Annotated in this window: 15 protein-coding genes, 1 pseudogene and 1 riboswitch; of the genes and pseudogenes, 12 read left to right on the top strand and 4 right to left on the bottom strand. The window is 74.9% G+C overall.

Annotated features, from left to right (window positions below; translation table 11 throughout):
- Positions 1-88: 88 nt before the first annotated feature.
- Complete coding sequence (locus K7862_RS22320) at positions 89-1,687, bottom strand: ABC-F family ATP-binding cassette domain-containing protein (RefSeq protein WP_222965284.1); 1,599 nt, start codon at positions 1,685-1,687, stop codon at positions 89-91.
- Positions 1,688-1,885: 198 nt separating this feature from the next.
- On the opposite strand from K7862_RS22320, the gene K7862_RS22315 reads away from it, so the two are divergent.
- The gene (locus K7862_RS22315) at positions 1,886-2,296 is read left to right on the top strand and encodes a VOC family protein (protein WP_308012114.1); all 411 of its coding nucleotides are present in this window, start codon (positions 1,886-1,888) and stop codon (positions 2,294-2,296) included.
- 24 nt (positions 2,297-2,320) lie between these two features.
- Here the strand turns inward: K7862_RS22315 and K7862_RS22310 are convergent.
- From K7862_RS22310 to K7862_RS22300, 3 genes and pseudogenes are all read right to left on the bottom strand, one after another.
- Positions 2,321-3,628 (bottom strand): annotated as a pseudogene (locus K7862_RS22310) (hypothetical protein); the annotation flags it as partial.
- Between the two features lie 128 nt (positions 3,629-3,756).
- Positions 3,757-4,872 carry an alpha/beta hydrolase gene (locus tag K7862_RS22305; protein ID WP_222965280.1) on the bottom strand — a complete coding sequence of 372 codons (1,116 nt, stop codon included), beginning with the start codon at positions 4,870-4,872 and terminating at the stop codon, positions 3,757-3,759.
- Positions 4,873-5,050: 178 nt separating this feature from the next.
- Complete coding sequence (locus K7862_RS22300) at positions 5,051-5,716, bottom strand: class II aldolase/adducin family protein (protein WP_222965278.1); 666 nt, start codon at positions 5,714-5,716, stop codon at positions 5,051-5,053.
- 107 nt (positions 5,717-5,823) lie between these two features.
- On the opposite strand from K7862_RS22300, the gene K7862_RS22295 reads away from it, so the two are divergent.
- From K7862_RS22295 to cobM, 11 genes are all read left to right on the top strand, one after another.
- A complete protein-coding gene (locus K7862_RS22295; RefSeq protein WP_222965276.1) occupies positions 5,824-7,215 on the top strand; it encodes an NAD(P)/FAD-dependent oxidoreductase in 1,392 nt (463 codons plus the stop codon).
- Positions 7,216-7,470: 255 nt separating this feature from the next.
- Positions 7,471-8,661 (top strand): inorganic phosphate transporter, encoded by a 1,191-nt coding sequence (locus K7862_RS22290; RefSeq protein ID WP_222965274.1) that lies wholly within the window; start codon positions 7,471-7,473, stop codon positions 8,659-8,661.
- 22 nt (positions 8,662-8,683) lie between these two features.
- Entirely contained in the window at positions 8,684-8,893 is a 210-nt protein-coding gene (locus K7862_RS22285; RefSeq protein WP_222965272.1) for a hypothetical protein, read from the top strand.
- A gap of 87 nt (positions 8,894-8,980) precedes the next feature.
- A riboswitch (cobalamin riboswitch) is annotated at positions 8,981-9,175 on the top strand.
- Positions 9,176-9,289: 114 nt separating this feature from the next.
- On the top strand, positions 9,290-10,399 hold the full coding sequence (locus tag K7862_RS22280; protein ID WP_222965269.1) for a cobalamin biosynthesis protein: 1,110 nt from the start codon (positions 9,290-9,292) through the stop codon (positions 10,397-10,399).
- Positions 10,400-10,455: 56 nt separating this feature from the next.
- Positions 10,456-11,946 (top strand): cobyric acid synthase, encoded by a 1,491-nt coding sequence (locus tag K7862_RS22275; protein WP_308012119.1) that lies wholly within the window; start codon positions 10,456-10,458, stop codon positions 11,944-11,946.
- Complete coding sequence (gene cobN, locus K7862_RS22270; RefSeq protein ID WP_222965265.1) at positions 11,943-15,659, top strand: cobaltochelatase subunit CobN; 3,717 nt, start codon at positions 11,943-11,945, stop codon at positions 15,657-15,659. The genes K7862_RS22275 and cobN overlap by 4 nt, the downstream gene beginning before the upstream one ends.
- Positions 15,656-17,710: a putative cobaltochelatase gene (locus K7862_RS22265; protein WP_222965263.1), complete on the top strand. Its 2,055-nt coding sequence runs from the start codon at positions 15,656-15,658 to the stop codon at positions 17,708-17,710. Before cobN ends, K7862_RS22265 begins: the two co-directional genes overlap by 4 nt.
- Entirely contained in the window at positions 17,710-18,306 is a 597-nt protein-coding gene (gene cobO / locus K7862_RS22260; RefSeq protein WP_222965261.1) for a cob(I)yrinic acid a,c-diamide adenosyltransferase, read from the top strand. The genes K7862_RS22265 and cobO overlap by 1 nt, the downstream gene beginning before the upstream one ends.
- Positions 18,303-19,739 carry a cobyrinic acid a,c-diamide synthase CobB gene (locus K7862_RS22255; protein ID WP_222965259.1) on the top strand — a complete coding sequence of 479 codons (1,437 nt, stop codon included), beginning with the start codon at positions 18,303-18,305 and terminating at the stop codon, positions 19,737-19,739. The genes cobO and K7862_RS22255 overlap by 4 nt, the downstream gene beginning before the upstream one ends.
- On the top strand, positions 19,724-20,482 hold the full coding sequence (gene cobI / locus K7862_RS22250; RefSeq protein ID WP_222965257.1) for a precorrin-2 C(20)-methyltransferase: 759 nt from the start codon (positions 19,724-19,726) through the stop codon (positions 20,480-20,482). The genes K7862_RS22255 and cobI overlap by 16 nt, the downstream gene beginning before the upstream one ends.
- 149 nt (positions 20,483-20,631) lie before the next feature.
- Positions 20,632-21,429 (top strand): precorrin-4 C(11)-methyltransferase, encoded by a 798-nt coding sequence (gene cobM, locus K7862_RS22245; RefSeq protein ID WP_222965255.1) that lies wholly within the window; start codon positions 20,632-20,634, stop codon positions 21,427-21,429.
- Positions 21,430-21,432: the final 3 nt, after the last annotated feature.

The raw sequence follows: 21,432 nt of genomic DNA, 5'->3' as shown, positions 1-21,432 counted from the left end.
CCGAATGATCCAATCCACATGATCACCCGGCCCCCGAGAGGCTCCCGGCCGGTGGCCGGGGGCTGCGCGCGGGCGCGGCCGGGAGGGGTCAGGCGAGCGCCACCAGGTCCGCGTACTCCTGGCCCCACAGGTCCTCCACGCCGTCCGGCAGCAGGATGATCCGCTCGGGCTGGAGCGCCTCGACCGCGCCCTCGTCGTGGGTCACCAGGACCACGGCGCCGGTGAAGGTGTGCAGCGCGCCGAGGATCTCCGCGCGGCTGGCCGGGTCGAGGTTGTTGGTGGGCTCGTCGAGCAGCAGCACGTTGGCGCTGGAGACCACCAGCGAGGCGAGCGCGAGCCGGGTCTTCTCGCCGCCGGAGAGCACACCGGCCGGCTTGTCGACGTCGTCGCCGGAGAACAGGAACGAGCCGAGGATCTTGCGGATCTCCGCCAGGTCGGTGTCCGGGGCGGAAGAGCGCATGTTCTCCAGGACCGTGCGGTCCGGGTCGAGCGTCTCGTGCTCCTGCGCGTAGTAGCCGAGCTTCAGGCCGTGGCCCGGTGTCACCTCGCCGGTGTCGGGCGTCTCCACCCCGGCCAGCAGCCGCAGCAGCGTGGTCTTGCCGGCGCCGTTGAGGCCGAGGATGACCACCCGCGAGCCGCGGTCGATGGCCAGGTCGACGTCGGTGAAGATCTCCAGCGAGCCGTAGGACTTCGACAGGCCGGCGGCCATCAGCGGCGTCTTGCCGCAGGGCGCGGGGTCGGGGAAGCGCAGCTTGGCCACCTTGTCGGAGACCCGGACCTCCTCCAGCCCGGCCAGCAGCTTCTCGGCGCGGCGGGCCATGTTCTGCGCGGCGACGGTCTTGGTCGCCTTGGCCCGCATCTTGTCGGCCTGCGAGTTGAGCGCGGCGGCCTTCTTCTCCGCGTTGGCGCGCTCGCGCTTGCGCCGCTTCTCGTCGGCCTCGCGCTGCTGCTGGTACAGCTTCCATCCCATGTTGTAGACGTCGATCTGGGACCGGTTGGCGTCCAGGTAGAAGACCTTGTTGACGACCGTCTCGATGAGGTTCACGTCGTGGGAGATGACGATGAACCCGCCGCGGTACGTCTTCAGGTAGTCGCGCAGCCAGGCGATGGAGTCGGCGTCAAGGTGGTTCGTCGGCTCGTCGAGCAGCAGGGTGTCGGCGTCGGAGAACAGGATCCGGGCCAGCTCGACCCGGCGGCGCTGACCACCGGAGAGGGTGTGCAGCTGCTGGCCGAGAATCCGGTCGGGCAGACCGAGCGCGGCGGCGATCGTCGCGGCCTCGGCCTCGGCGGCGTAACCGCCCTTGGTGAGGAATTCCGTTTCCAGGCGCGCGTATTTCTTCATCGCGTTGTCGCGGGTGGCGCCCTTTCCGTTCGCCATCCGCTCCTCGTTCTCCCGCATTTTGCGCAGCACGGTGTCGAGGCCGCGCGCGGACAGGATGCGGTCGCGGGCGAGCGTGTCGAGATCGCCGGTGCGCGGGTCCTGCGGCAGATAGCCGACCTCACCGGAGCGGGTGACGCTGCCGGCCGCGGGCTGGCCCTCGCCGGCCAGCACCTTGGTGAGGGTGGTCTTGCCGGCGCCGTTGCGCCCGACCAGGCCGATGCGGTCGCCCTTGGCGACGCGGAACGAGGCGGTTTCGATGAGAACGCGGGCGCCGGCACGCAGTTCGAGGCCGGTGGCAGTGATCACGGGAAGAGCTCCAGGCGGGACGGACGACGGTTCAGCGGGCGATGAGGTCGTACGCCGCGGCTAATCGAGGAGGAAAACTGCCATGCGCCCAGTCTACTGGGGGCAGTCGGACCCTTTTCCCGGACTGCGGGGGCACATGTGGGGCACATCACACATACTCGACAGACGGGGGCCCACGCGAGCGAGAGGATGACCTCCATGGCCGAGCCGCTCACCGTCTGCCCGGGGTTGCGCTACCACGACGCCCAGGCCGCGCTCTCCCTGCTGCGGGACACCTTCGGCTTCACCGAGGTGGTCCGGTACGAGAACGAGGACGGTTCGATCGCGCACGCCGAACTGGCCTACGGCAACGGCATGGTGATGCTCGGCTCGGTCCGTGACGAACCCGACACCGCCTACGGCCGGGCCCGCGCCCAGCTCGGGCCCGCCTCGCTCTACGTGGTGGTGCAGGACGTCGACGCGCACCACGACCGGTCGGTGGCCTCCGGCGCGGCCGTCCTCGCGCCGCCCGCCGACCAGGACTACGGCTCCCGCGAGTACACCGTGCGGGACCCGGAGGGGAATCTGTGGACCTTCGGCACCTACGTGCCGCAGCCCCCCTCCGGCTGAACCCCCCGGACGCCTTCCCGCGGCTCAGGCCTCGCCGGTGTGCACCTGGAACGCCGCCCGCCGCATCGCCTTGGCGAGGGCGGGGTCGGGATGCGCGGCGGCGAGCGCGACCAGCACCTGCACGGTGCGGGGGTGGCCGACGCCGCGCACCTCCTCCAGCAGGCCGGGCAGCGAACCCTGCACCGCGGTCTCCAGATGGCTGACCAGCAGATGTCCCTCGCCGTGGTCGACGACCGCGGCCGCGGTGTCGACCCACAGCCAGGTCGCCTCCTCGCGGCTGAGCAGCGCCATCGCGGCGTCCGGGTCCCCGCCGTCGAGCTCGGCCAGCCACAGCACCGCGTAGGGGCGCAGCACCGGTTCGTCGACGACCGCGCGGACCGCGGGCTCGGCCCCGTCGCCAACCACCCGCAGCGCCTCGAAGGCCAGGCCGCGCAGCAGCGCGTCGTCGCCGCGGGCGGTCTCCAGCAGCTCGGCGACGGCGCCGCCCACCGGGCGGGCGGCGAGCCAGGCGCGGTACTCGGCACGAGCGGGACCCGGCGAGAGCCGGGCGCAGGCGCGCAGCATGGTCGCGGCGGACTGCTCCATGTGCCCCTCGGGGCCCTGCGCGGCGACGCAGATCTGCTCCAGCTTCACCCACACCGCCCAACTGCCCAGCGGGGTCAGCACGACCTCGTCCGGGCGCTGCGGGTCGCGCGGGCGGAGCGCTCCCACCCTGGCGGCGGCGTCCAGCGTCCAGTCGAGCAGGGCCGGCATCGGGTCGCTCATCGCCTCGGCGGGCGGCTCGTGCCGCTCGGTGCGCAGTTCCGCGACGCGCTGGCGCAGCAGGTCCAGCAGGGTGTCGATCGGCACCGGCCCGTTGGACAGGTGCAGCAGCGACATCAACTGCGGTGCCGCCTCGACGACTTCGGCCACCAGGGCCGGGTCGGGGCCGGTGGTCTCGCCGGGCAGGAACGGATGCGCGAGGGACCAGGCGTCGAACAGCGCGACCCAGCCGCGCAGCACCGCGGTGTCGTCGTCGTCCCAGGCCCGCAACCGCCAGCCGGGGCGGGCGGCGCCGCCGTGCAGTTCGATCAGTCCGGCGAGCCGGGCGCGGTCCCACGCGGTGCGGATCTGGCCGGGAGTCAGCCCGAGGTCGTCGGCGGCCCGGCGGACCGCGGGCTCGGCCAGTATCCCGGTCCGGCCCGCCGTGCCGGGCCCGGTGCCCGCCCAGCGGGCGACCCGGGCCGCGGTGGCGAGTTCGGTCCGCGCGAGGCGGGCGAGTTCGGGGACTGAGGGGGTGCCCTCAGGGGGGCGCGGAGGTCTGGACCTGCGCGTCGTGGCGGTCCTCCGGGCAGCGGTGAGCGGCCGGCGGGGGACGAGTCAGAGCGGAGTGTCTCGCGGGCTACGGGACGTCACCGGATCAGTCTCGCCGTTGAGCGCCCAGAATCCCAATCGGAGCCTCGCAGCAGGGCGGTAAGCGCTCACATGAGCGGTGTCAGGAACCGCCTCAGGGTCTCCTCGTAGCCGTCCGGGTCGGCGTTCCACATGGCGGCGTGGGGCGCGTCGGGCACGGTGTGCAGGGTCACGACGTCCGGCCGCTGCTCGGCCAGGCGGTGCGAGGCCGAGTAGGGGGCGAAGTGGTCGTCGGGACCGTGCACGATCAGGGTGGGGACGGTGAGCCGCTCGGGTTCGAGGGCCTCGGTGTGGCGGGCCGCGTGCAGCCCGGTCCGGCCCTCGACGGTGCGCTCGGCGAGCGGGCTGACCACGGCGGGCAGCCCGCGGGTGCGGACCGAGGCACGGACCGTGGACCGCCAGTCCAGCACCGGGGAGTCGAGCACCAGGCCGCTGACCCTGCCGCGGACGGTGGACTGCGACAGGGCCCGCAGCGCCATCGTGGCGCCGGTGGACCAGCCGTAGAGGACGATGTGCTCGGCGCCCTGGTCGACGGCGTGACGCATGGCGGAGTCCAGGTCGCTCCACTCGGTGTCGCCGAGGTGGGCGATGCCGTCGGGCGACGGCGGCGCGCCGGGGTCGTTGCGGTAGGACGGCACGAGCACCGGGAAGCGGAAGCGGTGCAGCGCGGGCAGCACGGGCAGCGCCTGCTCGCGGGTGGCGCCGACGCCGTGCACGCAGATCACCCAGGTGCGGCGGGCGCCCGGCAGGAACCAGGCGGGCATCGGGCCGAGCTCCCCGGGGACCTGCACGTCCGCGAAGTCGAGGTCGCGGGCGCTGCGGGGGTCGCCCTCGTAGGCCTGGGAGGTCATCCGCACGAAGCCGCCGGCGCCGAGGGCGCCGCGGTCCACGCGCAGCAGCCTGCGGGTGACGGAGTAGGCGTCCTGCCCGGCGACCGGTCCGACCGTGGCGTGCAGTTTGGTGCCGGACAGCCCGTAGACGCCGGGCCGGGCGGAGGCGGTGGTGCGGGTGAGCACCACCCAGTCGCCGTCGACGGCATGGACGGTGATCAGCCCCTCCGGGGCGGGACCCGCCACTGAGGGCTTCAGGGCGAAGCCGGACCCGTACCGGCCGACCGCCAGTGCGGCCGTCCCGGCACCCACCGCTGCTGTGGCCGCCAGGACCACTCCTGTACGTAGGCGCATCCTCTCCAGTGTGGGCAAAGTCGCCGCCGTGTGCCAGGGGGCCGCTGTCGAGTGGGTGACATTCCAGCCCTTTTCCGGGGTTTCCGGGGCGCGTTCGGGCAGCGTCACGGCTGCTTCGGATCGGTCCGGGCCGGTCTGGGGCCGGTTCGGGCCGGTCCGGGGCCCGTTCGAGCCCGGTTCAGGCCGGCGGCGCCTGCTGTCCGTAGCCCTTGAGCTTCTCGGTGACCCGGTCCAGTTGCCGTCCGGTCAGGGTGCGCGGCATGCCCGCGTCCTTCGCCGAGCGGGCCAGCAGCCACACCCGGCACATCCACTCCAGCTGCGCGGTGCGGTCGTACGCCTCGTCGAGGGTGTCGCCGTACGTCAGGGTGCCGTGGTTGCGCATCAGGCAGCCGGTGCGGTCCTCGCGCAGCGCCCCGAGCACCTCGTCCGCCAGTGCGTCGCTGCCGTAGAGCTCGTAGCCGGCCACCAGGACCTGGCCGCCGAGCGCCGCCGCCATGTAGTGGATCAGGGGGAGTTCGGTGACCAGCGTGGAGACCGCGGTGGCGTGCGGCGCGTGGGTGTGCACGATCGCGCGGGCCGGGGTGGCACGGTAGACCGCCAGGTGCATCTGCAGTTCGCTGGTGGGCCGCAGCGCGCCGCGCACCTGCCGTCCGTCGGCCAGGTCCACCGCCACGGCGTCGTCCGGTCCGAGCCGGTCGTACGGCACGCCGGTGGGGGTGACGAGCACGAGGTCGCCCACCCGCGCCGAGACGTTGCCCGACCTTCCGACGACCAGGCCGTCCGCCACGCTCCTGCGGGCCGTCTCCACCACGTCCGACCAGGCTTCTTCCACAGTGTCACGCACGTCGCGTCCTTACGCCGGGTGCTTACACGTTGTCCGTTGCCGGGCCTCGGACGGGCGCAGTAGCGTCCCGCACACCACCCACCGAGCACACGGATTGCAGGGGCATTATGACCACCGTCAACGGCGGTATCTCCTTCTGGTACGCGGGGACGGGCATCCCGGTGCCGCGTGAGCCGCTGCCCGGGGACGGCGACGCGGACGTGGTGATCGTCGGCGGCGGCTACACGGGCCTGTGGACCGCCTACTACCTGAAGAAGGCGGCGCCGTTCCTGCGCATCACCGTGCTGGAGGCGCGGTTCTGCGGCTACGGCGCGTCCGGGCGCAACGGCGGCTGGCTGTACAACGGCATCGCCGGCCGCGACCGGTACGCCCGGCTGCACGGCCACGACGCGGCGGTCGCACTGCAGCGGGCGATGAACGACACGGTCGGCGAGGTGGTCGCGGTGGCCGCCCGGGAGGGCATCGACGCCGACATCCACCAGGGCGGCGTCCTCGAAGTGGCCTGCAGCCCGGCACAGTTGGCACGCCTGAAGGCCTATCACGAGGCGGAGACGGCGTTCGGCGAGAAGGACCGGGTCCTGCTGGGCGCGGCCGAGTCGGCGCGCCGGGTACGAGTGGCGGGCACGGTCGGCGGCACCTGGACGCCGCACGGCGCGCGGGTGCACCCGGTCAAGCTGGTGCAGGGGCTGGCCGCGGCGGTCGAACGGCTCGGGGTGACGCTGCACGAGTCGACGCCGGTGACCGAGATCCGGCCCCGGCACGCGGTCACGCCCTACGGCACGGTCCGGGCGCCGTACATCCTGCGCTGCACCGAGGGCTTCACCGCCTCCCTGCGGGGACAGCGGCGCACCTGGCTGCCGATGAACTCCTCCATGATCGCCACCGAACCGCTGCCGCCCGAGGTGTGGGCGACGATCGGCTGGGACGGCGCGGAGACGCTGGGCGACATGGCGCACGCCTACATGTACGCGCAGCGCACCGCCGACGGCCGGATCGCGCTGGGCGGGCGCGGGGTGCCGTACCGGTTCGGCTCGCGCACCGACAGCGACGGGCGGACCTCGGCGGCGACGGTGGCGGCGCTGCGGGAGATCCTGGTCCGCCTCTTCCCCGCGACGGCCGGGGCGGCGATCGACCACGCCTGGTCGGGCGTGCTGGGGGTGCCGCGCGACTGGTGCGCGAGCGTCCAGCTCGACCGGACCACGGGCCTGGGCTGGGCGGGCGGTTACGTCGGCAGCGGGGTGGCCACCTCCAACCTGGCGGCGCGCACCCTGTGCGACCTGGTCCGGCTGGACTCCGGGCAGGGGCAGCGGACCGCGCTCACCGGCCTGCCGTGGGTGGGGCACCGGGTGCGGCGCTGGGAGCCGGAGCCGTTCCGCTGGGCGGGGGTGCACGGGCTCTACGCCGCCTACCGCGCCGCGGACCGCAGGGAACGGGCGGCCCGCAGCACGCGCACCGACGTCCTGGCCCGCTGGGCCGACCGCCTGGCCGGGCGCCACTGACCGCCCCCCCTGACGCACCCACGCCCCCACATCCCGCCGCCCCCACGCCCCGCCGCCCCGCCGTCCCGGCGCTGGCGGCGGGCTCGTCGCGCGCGGCTCCGAACACGAGCGGTAACCTGTGAGTCACTGACGATTCCAAGATCGTTAACGCCGAATTCATGTCAGCACCCCATGTCTGTGCGCAGTTCACCTTCCGTTCACCATGGCTCCGTACGGTCGGCTCGCCACTGTCCGATCGAACGAATGCCTGGGTCCATGGAACACATCACGCTCCTGATCGGAATCGTGATCGCCACCGCACTCGTGTTCGACTTCACGAACGGATTCCACGACACCGCCAACGCGATGGCCACCACCATCTCGACCGGTGCGCTCAAGCCCAAGACGGCGGTGGCCATGTCCGCCGCACTCAACCTCGTCGGCGCGTTCCTCTCGGTCGCCGTCGCCAAGACCATCTCCGGCGGCATCATCGACGAGTCCGCCGGGATCAAGCCCGAAGTGATCTTCGCCGGCCTGGTCGGCGCGATCCTGTGGAACATGATCACCTGGCTGGCCGGGTTGCCCTCCAGTTCCTCGCACGCCCTGTTCGGCGGCCTCATCGGCGCGGTCCTGGTGGCCGCCGGCACCCACGGCATCCACGGCGACGCGGTGGTGATGAAGGTCCTGATCCCGGCCGCGGCCGCACCCGTCGTGGCCGGCCTGGCCTCGACGCTCGCCACCCGCGTGTCCTACCGGGTCGGACGCAGGACCGACCCGAAGGCCACGGCACGCGGGTACCGGGCCGGGCAGATCGCCTCGGCCGGCCTGGTCTCGCTCGCCCACGGCACCAGCGACGGGCAGAAGACCATGGGTGTGATCACCCTCACCCTGATCACCGGCAACGCCCTCGCCCCGCACTCCGACCCGCCGCTGTGGGTGATCGTCTCCGCCGGCGCCGCCATGGCGATGGGCACCTACCTCGGCGGCTGGCGGATCATCCGCACCATGGGGCGCGGCCTGACCGACATCCAGCCGCAGCAGGGCTTCGCCGCCCAGACCGGCGCGGCGGCCACCATCCTCGCCTCGTCCCACCTCGGCTTCGCGCTGTCCACCACGCAGGTCTGCTCCGGCGCGGTGATGGGCGCGGGCCTGGGTCGCAGCGGCGCGGTGGTGCGCTGGAGCACCGCCGGCCGGATGGTCGCGGCCTGGGTGCTGACCCTGCCGGGCGCGGGCCTGGTCGCGGCGGGCGCCGCGCTGCTGGCCGACCAGGGCAAGTGGGGAGTCACCGTGGTCGCGGTGCTCGCCCTCGCGGCCTGCGCGGCCATCCGCACCGCCTCGCGGCGCCGGCCGGTCACCAGCGCCAACGTCAACGAGACCGACACGGCGGAGCCGCAGGGCGCCGTCACCGCGGCCATCGCCGCCGTCGCCCCGCCGCCCCCGGCCCCGGCCGCCGGCACGGCCGCCTGAAGCCCCGCGAGAAGGACCTCCCATGAGCATCGACTGGCACGCCCTGTTCACGGTCTTCGCCGTCACGCTGCTGTCCACCGTCGGCCTGGTCGGCGTCTTCACCCTAGGCGTGGTGGGCCTGTCCCGCCGCGAGGGCGGAGCCGCCGCGCTCTCCCGCACCGGCGCGTACGTGTGCTTCGCCGCCTGCGCGGCGGCCGTCGCGTGGGGCATCTACCTGATCGTCTCGAAGTAGCACCCCGCGCGAACCCGTGAACCTCGTGCGCCGGCGGCGTGTGGACCTCACCACACTCCGTCGGCGCAGGTCAACGGGGAGTTGACCGGGTATCGCTCACGTGGTGAACTGCCGGAAGCCATGCGGCGGCAGGAGAGGAAGTCCGGTGTGAATCCGGCGCGGTCCCGCCACTGTCACCGGGGAGTGCACTCCCAACCCGTACGTCACGGCCGGCTTGCCGGCTGGAAGACCGGGAGTGCGTTGATCCGGGAGCCAGGAGACTCTCACCGCCGGTCACGTCGAACCAGGGCGCGGACCCTGAGTGAGGACTCCCTGCCATGCCCGGCACCCGTTCCGTCACCACCCCAGGCACACCACCCTGTTCGCCCCCGCGGAGCGTGACGGCGGGCTGAGCCGATGCCCGCCCCGCGTGCCCGACGCGTCTTCGCGTACGGCGCCACGCTCGGCTTCCTGTGCGACCTCGCCCTGGGCGACCCGCGTCGCGGCCATCCGGTCGCCGGCTTCGGGCGCGCGGCGGCGGCGCTGGAACGCCGGCTGTGGCGCGACGACCGTGCGACCGGCACGGTCCACACGGCGCTGTGCGCCGGAGGTGCGGTGGCTGCCGCCCTACTGGCCCGGCGGGCCGTGCGCTCCTCCCCCGCGCTGCACGTCGCGCTGACCGCCGCCGCCACCTGGACGGTGCTGGGCGGCACGTCGCTGGCCCGTGAGGCGTCCGCGATCGGCGCCGCGCTGGAGGCCGGGGACCTGGCGGCGGCCCGGGAGCGGCTGCCCCACCTGTGCGGGCGCGACCCGCAGCGGCTCGACGCGGACGGCATCGCGCGCGCCGTGGTCGAGTCCGTCGCCGAGAACACCTCCGACGCCGTGGTCGGCGCGCTGGTGTGGGGCGGCCTGGCCGGGGTGCCGGGCCTGGCCGGCTTCCGGGCCGTCAACACCCTGGACGCCATGGTCGGTCACCGCTCGCCGCGGTACCTGCGGTTCGGCTGGGCGTCGGCCCGGCTGGACGACGCCGCCGGATGGCCCGGCGCCCGGCTGACCGCGGCGCTGGCCGTGCTGGCGGGGCCCGACCCGCGTTCCGCGCTGCGCGTCTGGCGCCGCGACGCCCGCCTCCACCCCAGCCCCAACGCCGGCCCTGTGGAGGCCGCGTTCGCCGGCGCCCTGCGGCTGCGTCTGGGCGGCACCCTGGCCTACGGCGGCCGCGTCGAGCACCGGCCGGTGCTGGGCGGGGAGTTCGCCGCCCCGGGCCCGGCGGACATCCGGCGGGCGATCCGCCTCTCGCGCCGGGTGAGCGCGCTGGCGCTGGGCGCGTCCCTGCTGCTGTCCGCGGCAGGCAACCGCGGTGTCCGGCCTGACGAGTCCGGGACCGTACGGCTCCCGATCGCGCGGCCGAGGGCTTCGCGGCGCACCCGGGCGAAGGCCGGGCCGGCGGAGTTCGGGTCCGCACGGCGCACATCCGCAGGGCGCACGTCCGCACGGCGCACGTCCGCAGGTACGAAGGGGGCGCGGTGAACGGCACGGCGAACGGCGGCGGAGGCGGTCCGGCGAGGGCGGCCGAGTCCCCGCGGGTGAAGGGGCTGCTGGTCGCCGGGACGCACTCCGACGCCGGCAAGAGCGTGGTCACCGCCGGGATCTGCCGGTGGCTGGTCCGGCAGGGCGTGCGCGTCGCCCCCTTCAAGGGGCAGAACATGTCGCTCAACTCCTTCGTCACGCGGGACGGCGCCGAGATCGGCCGCGCGCAGGCGATGCAGGCGCAGGCCGCCCGCGTCGAGCCATCGGCGCTGATGAACCCGGTCCTCCTCAAGCCGGGCGGCGACAGCAGCAGCCAGGTGATCGTCCTCGGGCGCGCGGTGGGCGAGTTGAGCGCCCGCGGCTACCACGGCGGTCGCCAGCGGGAGTTGCTGGACACCGTCGTGGGCTGCCTGGAGGAGCTCGGCCGCACCCACGACGCGGTGATCTGCGAGGGCGCGGGCAGCCCGGCCGAGATCAACCTGCGGCGCACCGACATCGTCAACATGGCGCTGGCCCGCCGCGCGTCGCTGCCGGCGCTGGTGGTCGGCGACATCGACCGCGGCGGGGTGTTCGCGTCCTTCTTCGGCACCACCGCGCTGCTCGGCCCCGAGGACCAGGCGCTGGTCTGCGGTTACCTGGTCAACAAGTTCCGCGGCGACGTGACGCTGCTGCAACCCGGCCTGGACATGCTGAACAAGCTGACCGGCCGCCCGGCGCTCGGCGTGCTGCCGTTCGCGCACGGCCTGGGCATCGACGAGGAGGACGGGCTGCGGGCCCGCGAGTCGAAGGCCGCCGGGGCGCCGCTGGGCGAGGAGGTGCTGCGCGTCGCCGTCGCCGCCGTGCCGCTGATGTCCAACTTCACCGACGTGGACGCGCTCGCCGCCGAACCCGGCGTGGTGGTGCGGTTCGTGGACCGGCCGGAGGAGATCGCGGACGCCGACCTGGTGGTGCTGCCGGGTACCCGCGGCACGGTCCGGGCACTGCGCTGGCTGCACGAGCGCGGGCTGGCCGACGCGGTCCGCCGCCGTGCCGCGGAGGGCCGGCCGGTGCTGGGCGTCTGCGGCGGCTTCCAGATGCTGGGCGAGCGCATCGAGGACGACGTGGAGTCCCGCGCGGGCACGGTGGCGGGCCTGGGCCTGCTGCCGGTCCGGGTGCGGTTCGCCGCCGACAAGACCCTCGCGCGGCCCGAGGGACGCGCGCTGGGCGAACCGGTCAGCGGCTACGAGATCCACCACGGGGTGGCCGAACTCCTCGGCGGCGACGAGGAGTTCCTCGACGGCTGCCGGGTCGGCGCGGTGTGGGGCACGCACTGGCACGGCTCGCTGGAGAGCGACGGCTTCCGCCGGGAGTTCCTGCGGCGGGTCGCGGCCCAGGCGGGCCGCCGCTTCGTGCCGGCGCCCGGCACCTCGTTCGCCGCCCTGCGCGAGGCCCAGCTCGACCGCCTCGCCGACCTGATCGACGCCCACATGGACACCGCCGCGCTGCTGCGGCTCATCGAGGACGGCGCACCCGCCGGCCTCCCGTTCCTGCCTCCGGGAGCACCATGACCACCGTTCTGCTGCTGTCCACCGCGGACACCGACCTGCTCGCGGCCCGCGCCGCCTCCGCCACCGGGGAATCCGGGACGTCCGGGACGTCCGGCTCCTCAGCCCCGGCGGCCACGTACCGCATCGGCAACCCCGCGCGGGTCGACCCGGACGCGGACCTGCCGGGGCTCCTGGCGGGCGCGGACGTGGCCGTCGTCCGGCTGCTCGGCGGGCGCCGGGTGTGGGAGCGCGGGCTGGAGGTGCTGGCCGCCTCGGGCGTGCCCGCGGTCCTGCTGGGCGGCGAGTCCGTGCCGGACGCCGAGCTGATGGCGATGTCGTCGGTGCCCGCCGGTGTCGTCGCGGAGTCGCTGCGCTACCTGGTGGAAGGCGGCCCGGACAACCTCGCCGAGCTGGCCCGCTTCCTGTCCGACACCGTGCTGATGAGCGGCGAGGGCTTCGAGGCGCCGCGCCCCATGCCGGAGTTCGGCGTGCACGGCGCGTACCCGCGGCAGGCGGACCGCCCGACCGTGGCGGTGCTCTTCTACCGCGCCCACGAGCTGTCCGGGAACACCGGTTTCGTGGACACCCTCTGTGCGGCGATCGCGGCCCGGGGCGCCAACCCGCTGCCCGTGTACTGCGGTTCGCTGCGCGGCGCCGGGGAGGGGCTGTACGCGCTGCTGGGGCAGGCCGACGCGATCGTGGCCACGGTGCTGGCGGCGGGGGGCACGGTGGCGTCGCAGGCGAGCGCGGGCGGCGACGACGAGGCCTGGGACGTCGGCGCGCTGGCCGCGCTGGACGTGCCCGTCCTGCAGGGCCTGTGCCTGACGTCCTCGCGCGCCGCCTGGCTGGAGTCCGACGCGGCGCTGGTCCCGATGGACGCGGCGATGCAGGTGGCCATCCCGGAGTTCGACGGGCGGCTGATCACCGTGCCGTTCTCGTTCAAGGAGACCGGCGAGGGCGACGTGCCGGTGTACGTCGCCGACCCCGAGCGGGCCGCGCGGGTCGCCGGGATCGCGGTGCGGCACGCGGCGCTGCGGCACAAGCCGAACCAGGACAAGCGGCTGGCCCTGGTCTTCACCGCCTACCCCACCAAGCACTCCCGGGTCGGCAACGCCGTCGGTCTGGACACCCCCGCCTCCGCCGTGCGGCTGCTGCGCGCCCTGGGCGAGGCCGGTTACCGCACCGGCGACCACCCGGAGGAGGGCGACGAGCTGATCCACCGGCTGATCGCGGCGGGAGGTCACGACGTGGAGTGGCTGACCGAGGAGCAGCTCGCGTCCGCGCCGGCGCGGGTGCCGCTGAAGGACTACCAGGAGTGGTTCGGCACGCTGGACCCGCGGCTGCGGAAGGCGATGACCGAGCACTGGGGCGAACCGCCGGGCGGCCTGTACGTGGACGAGCAGGGCGGCGAGCCGGAGATCGTGCTGGCGTCCCTGCGGTTCGGCAACGTCGTGGTGATGATCCAGCCGCCGCGCGGTTTCGGCGAGAACCCGATCGCGATCTACCACGACCCGGACATGCCGCCCTCCCACCACTACCTGGCGGCCTACCGCTGGCTGGAGAACACCTTCGGCGCCGACGCGGTGGTGCACCTGGGCAAGCACGGCACGATGGAGTGGCTGCCGGGCAAGGGCCTCGGGCTGTCCGCGGGCTGCGCGCCGGACGCGGTACTGGGCGAACTCCCGCTCGTCTACCCGTTCATCGTCAACGACCCGGGTGAGGGCACGCAGGCCAAGCGGCGCGGCCACGCGACGGTGGTCGACCACCTGGTGCCGCCGATGGCCCGCGCCGACTCCTACGGCGACCTGGCCAAATTGGAGCAACTCCTCGACGAGTACGCCCTGGTGAACGACCTGGACCCGGCGAAGGCGCCGGCGGTGCGCAGCCAGATCTGGACGCTGGTGCGGGCCGCGGAGCTCCACCACGACCTGCACGTGGACGAACAGCCCGGCGAGGACGCCTTCGACGACTTCGTGCTGCACGTGGACGGCTGGCTGTGCGAGATCAAGGACGTCCAGATCCGCGACGGTCTGCACGTGCTGGGCGCGGGCCCGGTCGGCGAGCCGCGGGTCAACCTCGTGCTGGCGGTGCTGCGTTCGGCGCAGGTGTGGGGCGGCGTCGGGGGCGCGCTGCCGGGTCTGCGGGCGGCGCTCGCGGCCTCCTTCGGGCTGGTCGAGAAGGACCTGCTGGCGCGGCCCGGCGCGCGCCTGGAGGTTCCGCGGTCGCTGACCGCGCTCGCCGCGGGCCCGGCCCGCACCGGCTCGGACACGGTGGACCTGCTGGAGCACCTGGCCCGGCGCCTGGTGGAGGCCATGGAGGACGGCGGCTGGGCGCCGGACGCCGCACCGGCGGTGGTGCGCGACGTGCTCGGCGGACGGGAGGTGCCGGACGCGGTGCGGGTGCTGGAGTTCGCGGCGGCCGAGGTGGTGCCGCGACTGGTCCGCACCACAGACGAGATCGGCAACATCCTGCGGGCGCTGCGCGGCGGTTACGTGCCGGCCGGGCCGTCGGGATCGCCCACCCGCGGCCTGGTCAACGTCCTGCCGACCGGCCGCAACTTCTACTCCGTGGACCCCAAGGCCATTCCCTCGCGCTTGGCCTGGGACGTCGGGACCGCGCTCGCCGACTCGCTGCTGGCCCGGCACCTCGCCGACACCGGCGCCTATCCCGCCTCGGTGGGCCTGACGGTGTGGGGCACCTCGTGCATGCGCACCCAGGGCGACGACATCGCGGAGATCCTCGCGCTGCTGGGCTGCCGCCCGGTGTGGGACGACGCCTCGCGCCGCGTCACCGGCTTCGCGGTGGTGCCGGCCGACGAGCTGGGCCGGCCGCGGATCGACGTGACCGTGCGCATCTCCGGCTTCTTCCGGGACGCCTTCCCGCACGTGGTGGCGCTGGTGGACGACGCGGTCCGGGCGGTCGCCGAACTCGACGAGCCCGCGGACGTCAACTACGTGCGCGCGCACGCCGACGAGGACACCGCCGAGCACGGGGACCGGCGCCGTGCGACCGCGCGGATCTTCGGGTCCAAGCCGGGCGCGTACGGCGCCGGCCTGCTGCCGCTGATCGACGCCCGCAACTGGCGGTCCGACGCCGACCTCGCCGAGGTCTACGCGGTGTGGGGCGGCTACGCCTACGGCCGCGGCCTGGACGGGCGGGCCGCGCGCGGCGACATGGAGACGGCGTTCCGGCGCATCCAGGTGGCGGCCAAGAACGTCGACACCCGCGAGCACGACCTCGTCGACGCCGACGACTACTTCCAGTACCACGGCGGCATGGTGGCCATGGTCCGCCACCTCACCGGCTCCTCGCCGCAGGCGTACGTCGGCGACAGCGCGCTGGCCGACCAGGTCAGAACGCGCACGCTGGGCGAGGAGACGCACCGCGTCTTCCGCGCCCGGGTGGTCAACCCCCGCTGGACGGCGGCGATGCGGCGGCACGGCTACAAGGGCGCGTTCGAGATGGCCGCCACCGTCGACTACCTCTTCGGCTACGACGCGACCGCGGGCGTGGTGGACGACTGGATGTACCAGTCGCTGGCCGCCACCTACGTCTTCGAGCCGGAGAACCAGGAGTTCATGCGGCGCTCCAACCCGTGGGCGCTGCGCGGCATCACCGAGCGGCTGCTGGAGGCGGCCGACCGCGGCCTGTGGGCCGAACCCGACCCGGAGACGCTGGCGCGGCTGCGGGAGACCTATCTGGCGCTGGAAGGCGACCTGGAGGGCGACGCGTGAACACTCCCTATCCGTTCAGTGCCCTGGTGGGCCAGCAGGACCTGCGGCTGGCGCTGCTGCTCAACGCGGTGTCGCCGGCCGTCGGCGGCGTGCTGGTCCGCGGCGAGAAGGGCACCGCCAAGTCCACGGCGGTGCGCGCCCTTTCGGCGCTGCTGCCGGCCGTGGACGTGGTGGCCGGCTGCCGGTTCGGCTGCGACCCGGCGGGCCCCGACCTGAGGTGCCCGGACGGCCCGCACGACCCGTCGGCCGACGGCCTCACCCGCCCCGCGCGGATGGTTGAACTGCCCGTCGGGGCGTCCGAGGACCGGCTGGTCGGCGCCCTGGACATCGAACGCGCCCTCGCCGAGGGCGTGAAGGCCTTCGAGCCGGGACTGCTCGCGGCGGCCCACCGCGGCATCCTCTACGTCGACGAGGTCAACCTGCTCCACGACCACCTGGTCGACCTGCTGCTGGACGCGGCGGCGATGGGCGCCAGCCACGTCGAGCGCGAGGGCGTCTCGGTGCGGCACGCCGCCCGTTTCCTGCTCGTGGGCACGATGAACCCCGAAGAGGGCGAGCTGCGCCCGCAGTTGCTGGACCGCTTCGGCCTGACCGTGGAGGTCGCGGCCTCCCGGGAGACCGACGAGCGGGTCGAGGTGGTGCGCCGCCGTCTGGCCTACGACGCCGACCCGGAGGCCTTCGCGGCGCGGTGGGCCGTGCAGGAGCTGGAGCTGTGCGAGCGCATCGCCGCCGCGCGCGCCCTGCTGCCCGAGGTCCGTCTCGGCGACGGCGCGCTGCGGCAGATCGCCGCGACCTGCGCCGCGTTCGAGGTGGACGGCATGCGCGCCGACATCGTGACGGCCAGGACCGCGACGGCGCTGGCCGCCTGGGCGGGACGCACGGTGGTGCTCGCCGAGGACATCCGGCAGGCCGCCCTGCTGGCCCTCCCCCACCGGCGACGCCGCAACCCGTTCGACGCGCCGGGCCTGGACGAGGACAAGCTCGACGAGACGCTGGAGCAAGCCCGCGGCGCGGGTGACGACGGCCCGGAAGACCCTGACGACGGCCCCGGCGGGCCGGACGGCGGCGGTGGCGGCCGCCCGCCGCAGGACGCTCCCGGCGACGGCGACAGCCACCGCGAAGGCGACAGCGGCGATCCCGGCGGCCGGGCCGAGCCGGAGCAGCGGGACACCGCGCCCGGCGAGGACCCGGACCGCGCGGGCGCGCCCGGTCCTGCGGCCGCCGAGCGGCAGCCGGCCGCGCCCGCGGACCCGTACCGGATCCGGCCGCTGACCGTGCCGGGCCTCGGCGACGGCGCCGCGGGCCGCCGGTCCCGGGCCCGTACCGCGCACGGCCGCACCACCGGCGCCCGGCGGCCCGACGGCCCGCTGACCCGCCTGCACCTGGCCGCGACCGTGCAGGCCGCCGCCCCGCACCAGCGCGCCCGCGGTCGCGGCGGGCCCGGTCTGGTCCTCCGCCGGGACGACCTGCGGCAGGCCGTGCGCGAGGGCCGGGAGGGTAACCTCGTGCTGTTCGTGGTGGACGCCTCGGGCTCGATGGCGGCGCGGCAGCGGATGAGCGCGGTCAAGGGCGCGGTGCTGTCGCTGCTGCTCGACGCCTACCAGCGACGCGACAAGGTCGGGCTGATCACCTTCCGCGGCACCGGCGCCGAACTGGCCCTGCCGCCCACGTCGTCGGTGGACACCGGCGCCGCCCGGCTGGCGACCCTGCCGACCGGCGGCCGCACCCCGCTGGCCGCCGGTCTGCTCAGGGCGCACGAGGTCCTGCGGGTGGAGCGGCTGCGGGACCCCGCACGGCGGCCGCTGCTGGTCGTCGTCACCGACGGGCGCGCCACCGGCGGCCCCGAGCCGGTGGCGCTCGCGGCCCGCTCTGCGCGGCTGCTGGCCGCCGCCCAGGTGGCCTCGGTGGTCGTGGACTGCGAGGCCGGCCCGGTGCGGCTGGGCCTCGCGCCCGCCCTCGCCCAGGAGCTGGGCGGCGTCGCGGTGACGCTGGAGGAACTGCGGGCGGACACCGTGTCCGCCCTCGTCAAGGACGTACGGAGGGCCGCCTGATGCCGCAGGGACAGCCGAGCGTCGTGCCGGACGACGGCCTGACGACCCGTCAGCGGCGCAACCGCCCGCTGACGATCGTGCACACCGGGATCGGCAAGGGGAAGTCGACGGCCGCCTTCGGCCTCGCGCTGCGCGCGTGGAACCAGGGCTGGCCGGTCGGGGTGTTCCAGTTCGTCAAGTCCGCGAAGTGGCGGGTCGGCGAGGAACGGGCGCTGCGGGTCCTCGGCGACTCCGGCGAGGGCGGCACCGTCGCCTGGCACAAGATGGGCGAGGGCTGGTCGTGGGTGCAGCGCTCCCCCGAGTCCAACGAGGAGGCCGCGCGCGAGGGCTGGGCGCAGGTCCGGCGCGACCTGGCCGCCGAGACCTACCGGCTGTATGTGCTCGACGAGTTCGCGTACCCGCTGCACTGGGGCTGGGTGGACACCGCCGAGGTGGTCGAGGTGCTGCGCGACCGGCCCGGCGTCCAGCACGTGGTCGTCACCGGGCGCAACGCCCCGGCCGCCCTCGTCGACGCCGCCGACCTGGTCACCGACATGTCCAAGGTCAAGCACCCCATGGACGTCGGCCAGAAGGGCCAGAAGGGCATCGAGTGGTGACGTCCGTCCCCCGTCTCGTCGTGGCCGCGCCGGCCTCCGGCAGCGGCAAGACCACCGTCGCCACCGGGCTGATGGCGGCGTTCGCCGCACGCGGCCTGTCGGTCTCCCCGCACAAGGTCGGCCCCGACTACATCGACCCCGGCTACCACGCGCTGGCCACCGGACGGCCGGGCCGCAACCTCGACCCTTTCCTGTCCGGCGAGCAGCGCGTCGCACCGCTGTTCCTGCACGGCGCCGCCGGATGCGAACTGGCCGTCGTGGAGGGCGTGATGGGCCTGTTCGACGGCGTCTCCGGGCGCGGCGAACTGGGCTCCACGGCACAGGTCGCCAAGCTGCTGAGGGCGCCCGTGGTGCTGGTCGTCGACGCGGCGTCGCAGGCGCGGTCGGTGGCCGCGCTGGTGCACGGCTTCGCGTCCTGGGACACCGGTGTCCGCATCGGCGGCGTGATCCTCAACCGCGTGGGCTCGGACCGGCACGAGGCGGTGCTGCGCGAGGCGCTGGACGAGGCCGGGGTGCCGGTGCTCGGCGCGCTGCGGCGCGACGACGCGTTGCGGGTGCCGTCCCGGCACCTGGGCCTGGTCCCGGCCGCGGAGCGGCGGGCCGAGGCCGCCGTGTGGATCGGCGCGGCCGCCGAGCGGGTCCGCGCCGGGTGCGACCTGGCCGCGCTGTGGGCGCTGGCGCGATCCGCGCCGCCGCTGGAGGCGGAGGCGTGGAGTGCGGCGGAGGCGCTGGACGCGGCTTCCGGGGACGGGCCCCTGCCGGATGGGGACCCGGCTTCCGGGGACGGGCCTCGGGCCGGGAGGGACGTGGCCGCGGCCAACGGGCGGCGGCCGGTGGTCGCCGTGGCCGCCGGCGCCGCGTTCAGCTTCGCCTACCCGGAGAACACCGAACTGCTGGCGGCGGCCGGCGCCGACGTCGTGCACTTCGACCCGCTCGCCGACGAGGACCTGCCCGAGGACACCGCGGGGATCGTCGTGGGGGGCGGCTTCCCCGAGGTGCACGCCCCGGCCCTGTCGGCGAACGCGCCGCTGCGCGCCCGGATCGCCGCCTTCCGCGGTCCCGTCGCCGCCGAGTGCGCCGGGCTGCTCTACCTCGTCCGCGACCTGGACGGCGCCGGGATGTGCGGGGTGCTCGACGCCACGGCCACGATGACCGACCGCCTCACCCTCGGCTACCGCGAGGCCGTCGCTCTCGGCGACAGCGTCCTGACCGCCGAGGGCGGCCGGATCCGCGGCCACGAGTTCCACCGCACCCAGGTGCGGCCCGGCCCGTCCGCCGCCCCTCCCGCGTGGGGCTTCACCCACCCCGAACGCCGCACGGAGGGCTTCGCGGTCGGCAACCTGCACGCCTCGTACCTCCACCTGCACTGGTCCGCCGATCCCTCGCTGGCACGGCGCTTCGTCGAAAGGTGTGCCGCATGGGCATGCGTCTGACGGGAGTCGGGGTCGGCCCCGGCGACCCCGAACTGGTCACCGTGAAGGGCGTGAACGCGCTGCGCGCCGCCGCCGTGGTCGTGGTACCGGTCATGGACGGCGGCGAGACGGGACGCGCCGAGGCCACCGTCCTGCACTACGTCGGCGCGTCCCGCGTCGTCCGCGTCGTCTTCGCCCTGAACGAGCGCTCCGACCGGGCACGCCGGGAGGCCGCGTGGGACGCGGCGGGGGAGCGCGTCGCCGAACTGCTGCGGGAGCACGGCACGGTGGCCTTCGCGACCATCGGCGACCCCAACGTCTACTCGACGTTCACGTACCTCGCGCACACCGTCGCCGGGCTCCTGCCGGAGGTCGCCGTCGCGACGGTCCCCGGCATCACGGCGATGCAGGACCTGGCCGCCCGCAGCGGAGCCGTCCTCACCGAGGGCACCGAGCCGCTGACGCTCGTCCCGGTGACGGCGGGGTCCGCGGTCCTCAAGGACGCCCTGGAGGGGCCCGGGACGGTCGTGGCGTACAAGTTCGGCCGCCAGGCCGAGGAGGTGGCCGCGGCGCTGCGCGCGACCGGCCGCACCGAGGGGGCGGTGTGGGGCAGTTCCCTGGGGCTGCCCGAGGAGTCCATCCGTCCCGCCGCCCTGCTGCTGGACGGTCCGCTGCCCTATCTGTCGACCCTCATCGCGCCCGCGCGCCGGGACGGCGGCCGCGGCGGCAAGCTCGGCACGGGAAACACTGGAGGTGGGCTGTGAGCGGGCAGGACGAGGGGGCGGCCGTGGGAGCGGGGGTTGCCGGCCCGGGGCCGGGTTCGGGCACGGGGCCGGCGCGTCCGGGCCCGGCGGGCTCGGACGCGCGGCCGGGTTCGGCCGAGGCGGTGGGCGCCGCTGGGCCCGGTTCCGGCGTGGGCAGGGTGACGATCGTGGGCGCCGGTCCCGGCGCCGCCGACCTGCTGACGTTCCGGGCGGCCCGCGCCATCGCGGAGGCGGACGTCGTCATCTGGGCGGCGAGCCTGGTGCAGGCCGAGGTGCTGCAGCACGCCCGCGAGGGCGCGGAGATCATGGACTCGGCAGCCATGTCCCTGGAGGACGTGGTGGCCGTCTACCGGCGGGCGCGGGACGAGGGCCTGCGGGTGGCGAGGATCCACTCCGGCGACCCGTCACTGTGGGGCGGCACGCAGGAGCAGGTCGACCGGTGCGCGGAGCTGGGCATCGAGGTGGAGATCGTGCCCGGCGTCTCGTCGTTCTCGGCCGTCGCGGCGCTGGCCGGGCGGGAGCTGACCATCCCGGAGGTCGCCCAGTCGGTCATCCTGACCCGGCTCGGCGGCGGGAAGACGCCGATGCCGCCGGGTGAGGAGGTGCGGGAGTTCGCCCGCCACGGCACCACGATGGCGGTGTTCCTGTCGGCCGCGCGGTCCGGCCAGCTCGCCGGGGAGCTGCTGGAGGGCGGCTACCCGACGGACACGCCGGTGGTGGTCGCGTACCAGGTGACCTGGCCGGAGGAGCTGCTGCTGCGCTGCACGGTCGGCACGCTGGAGGAGACCGTGAAGGCCCACAAGCTGTGGAAGCACACCCTCTTCCTGGTGGGCCCCGCCCTGGGCGCCGCCGGCACCCGCTCGCACCTCTACCACCCCGGCCACTTCCACGGCTTCCGCCGCGCCGACCCCTCCGCCCGCCGCACCCTCCGAGCCTCCCGTGGCTGACGC

Origin of the sequence: Actinacidiphila acidipaludis, from assembly GCF_019890725.1 — a bacterium.
GTDB classification, from domain to species: domain Bacteria; phylum Actinomycetota; class Actinomycetes; order Streptomycetales; family Streptomycetaceae; genus Actinacidiphila; species Actinacidiphila acidipaludis.
The sequence above is the reverse complement of the archived record's forward strand: the minus strand, read 5'-3'. Positions and strand labels throughout refer to the sequence as shown.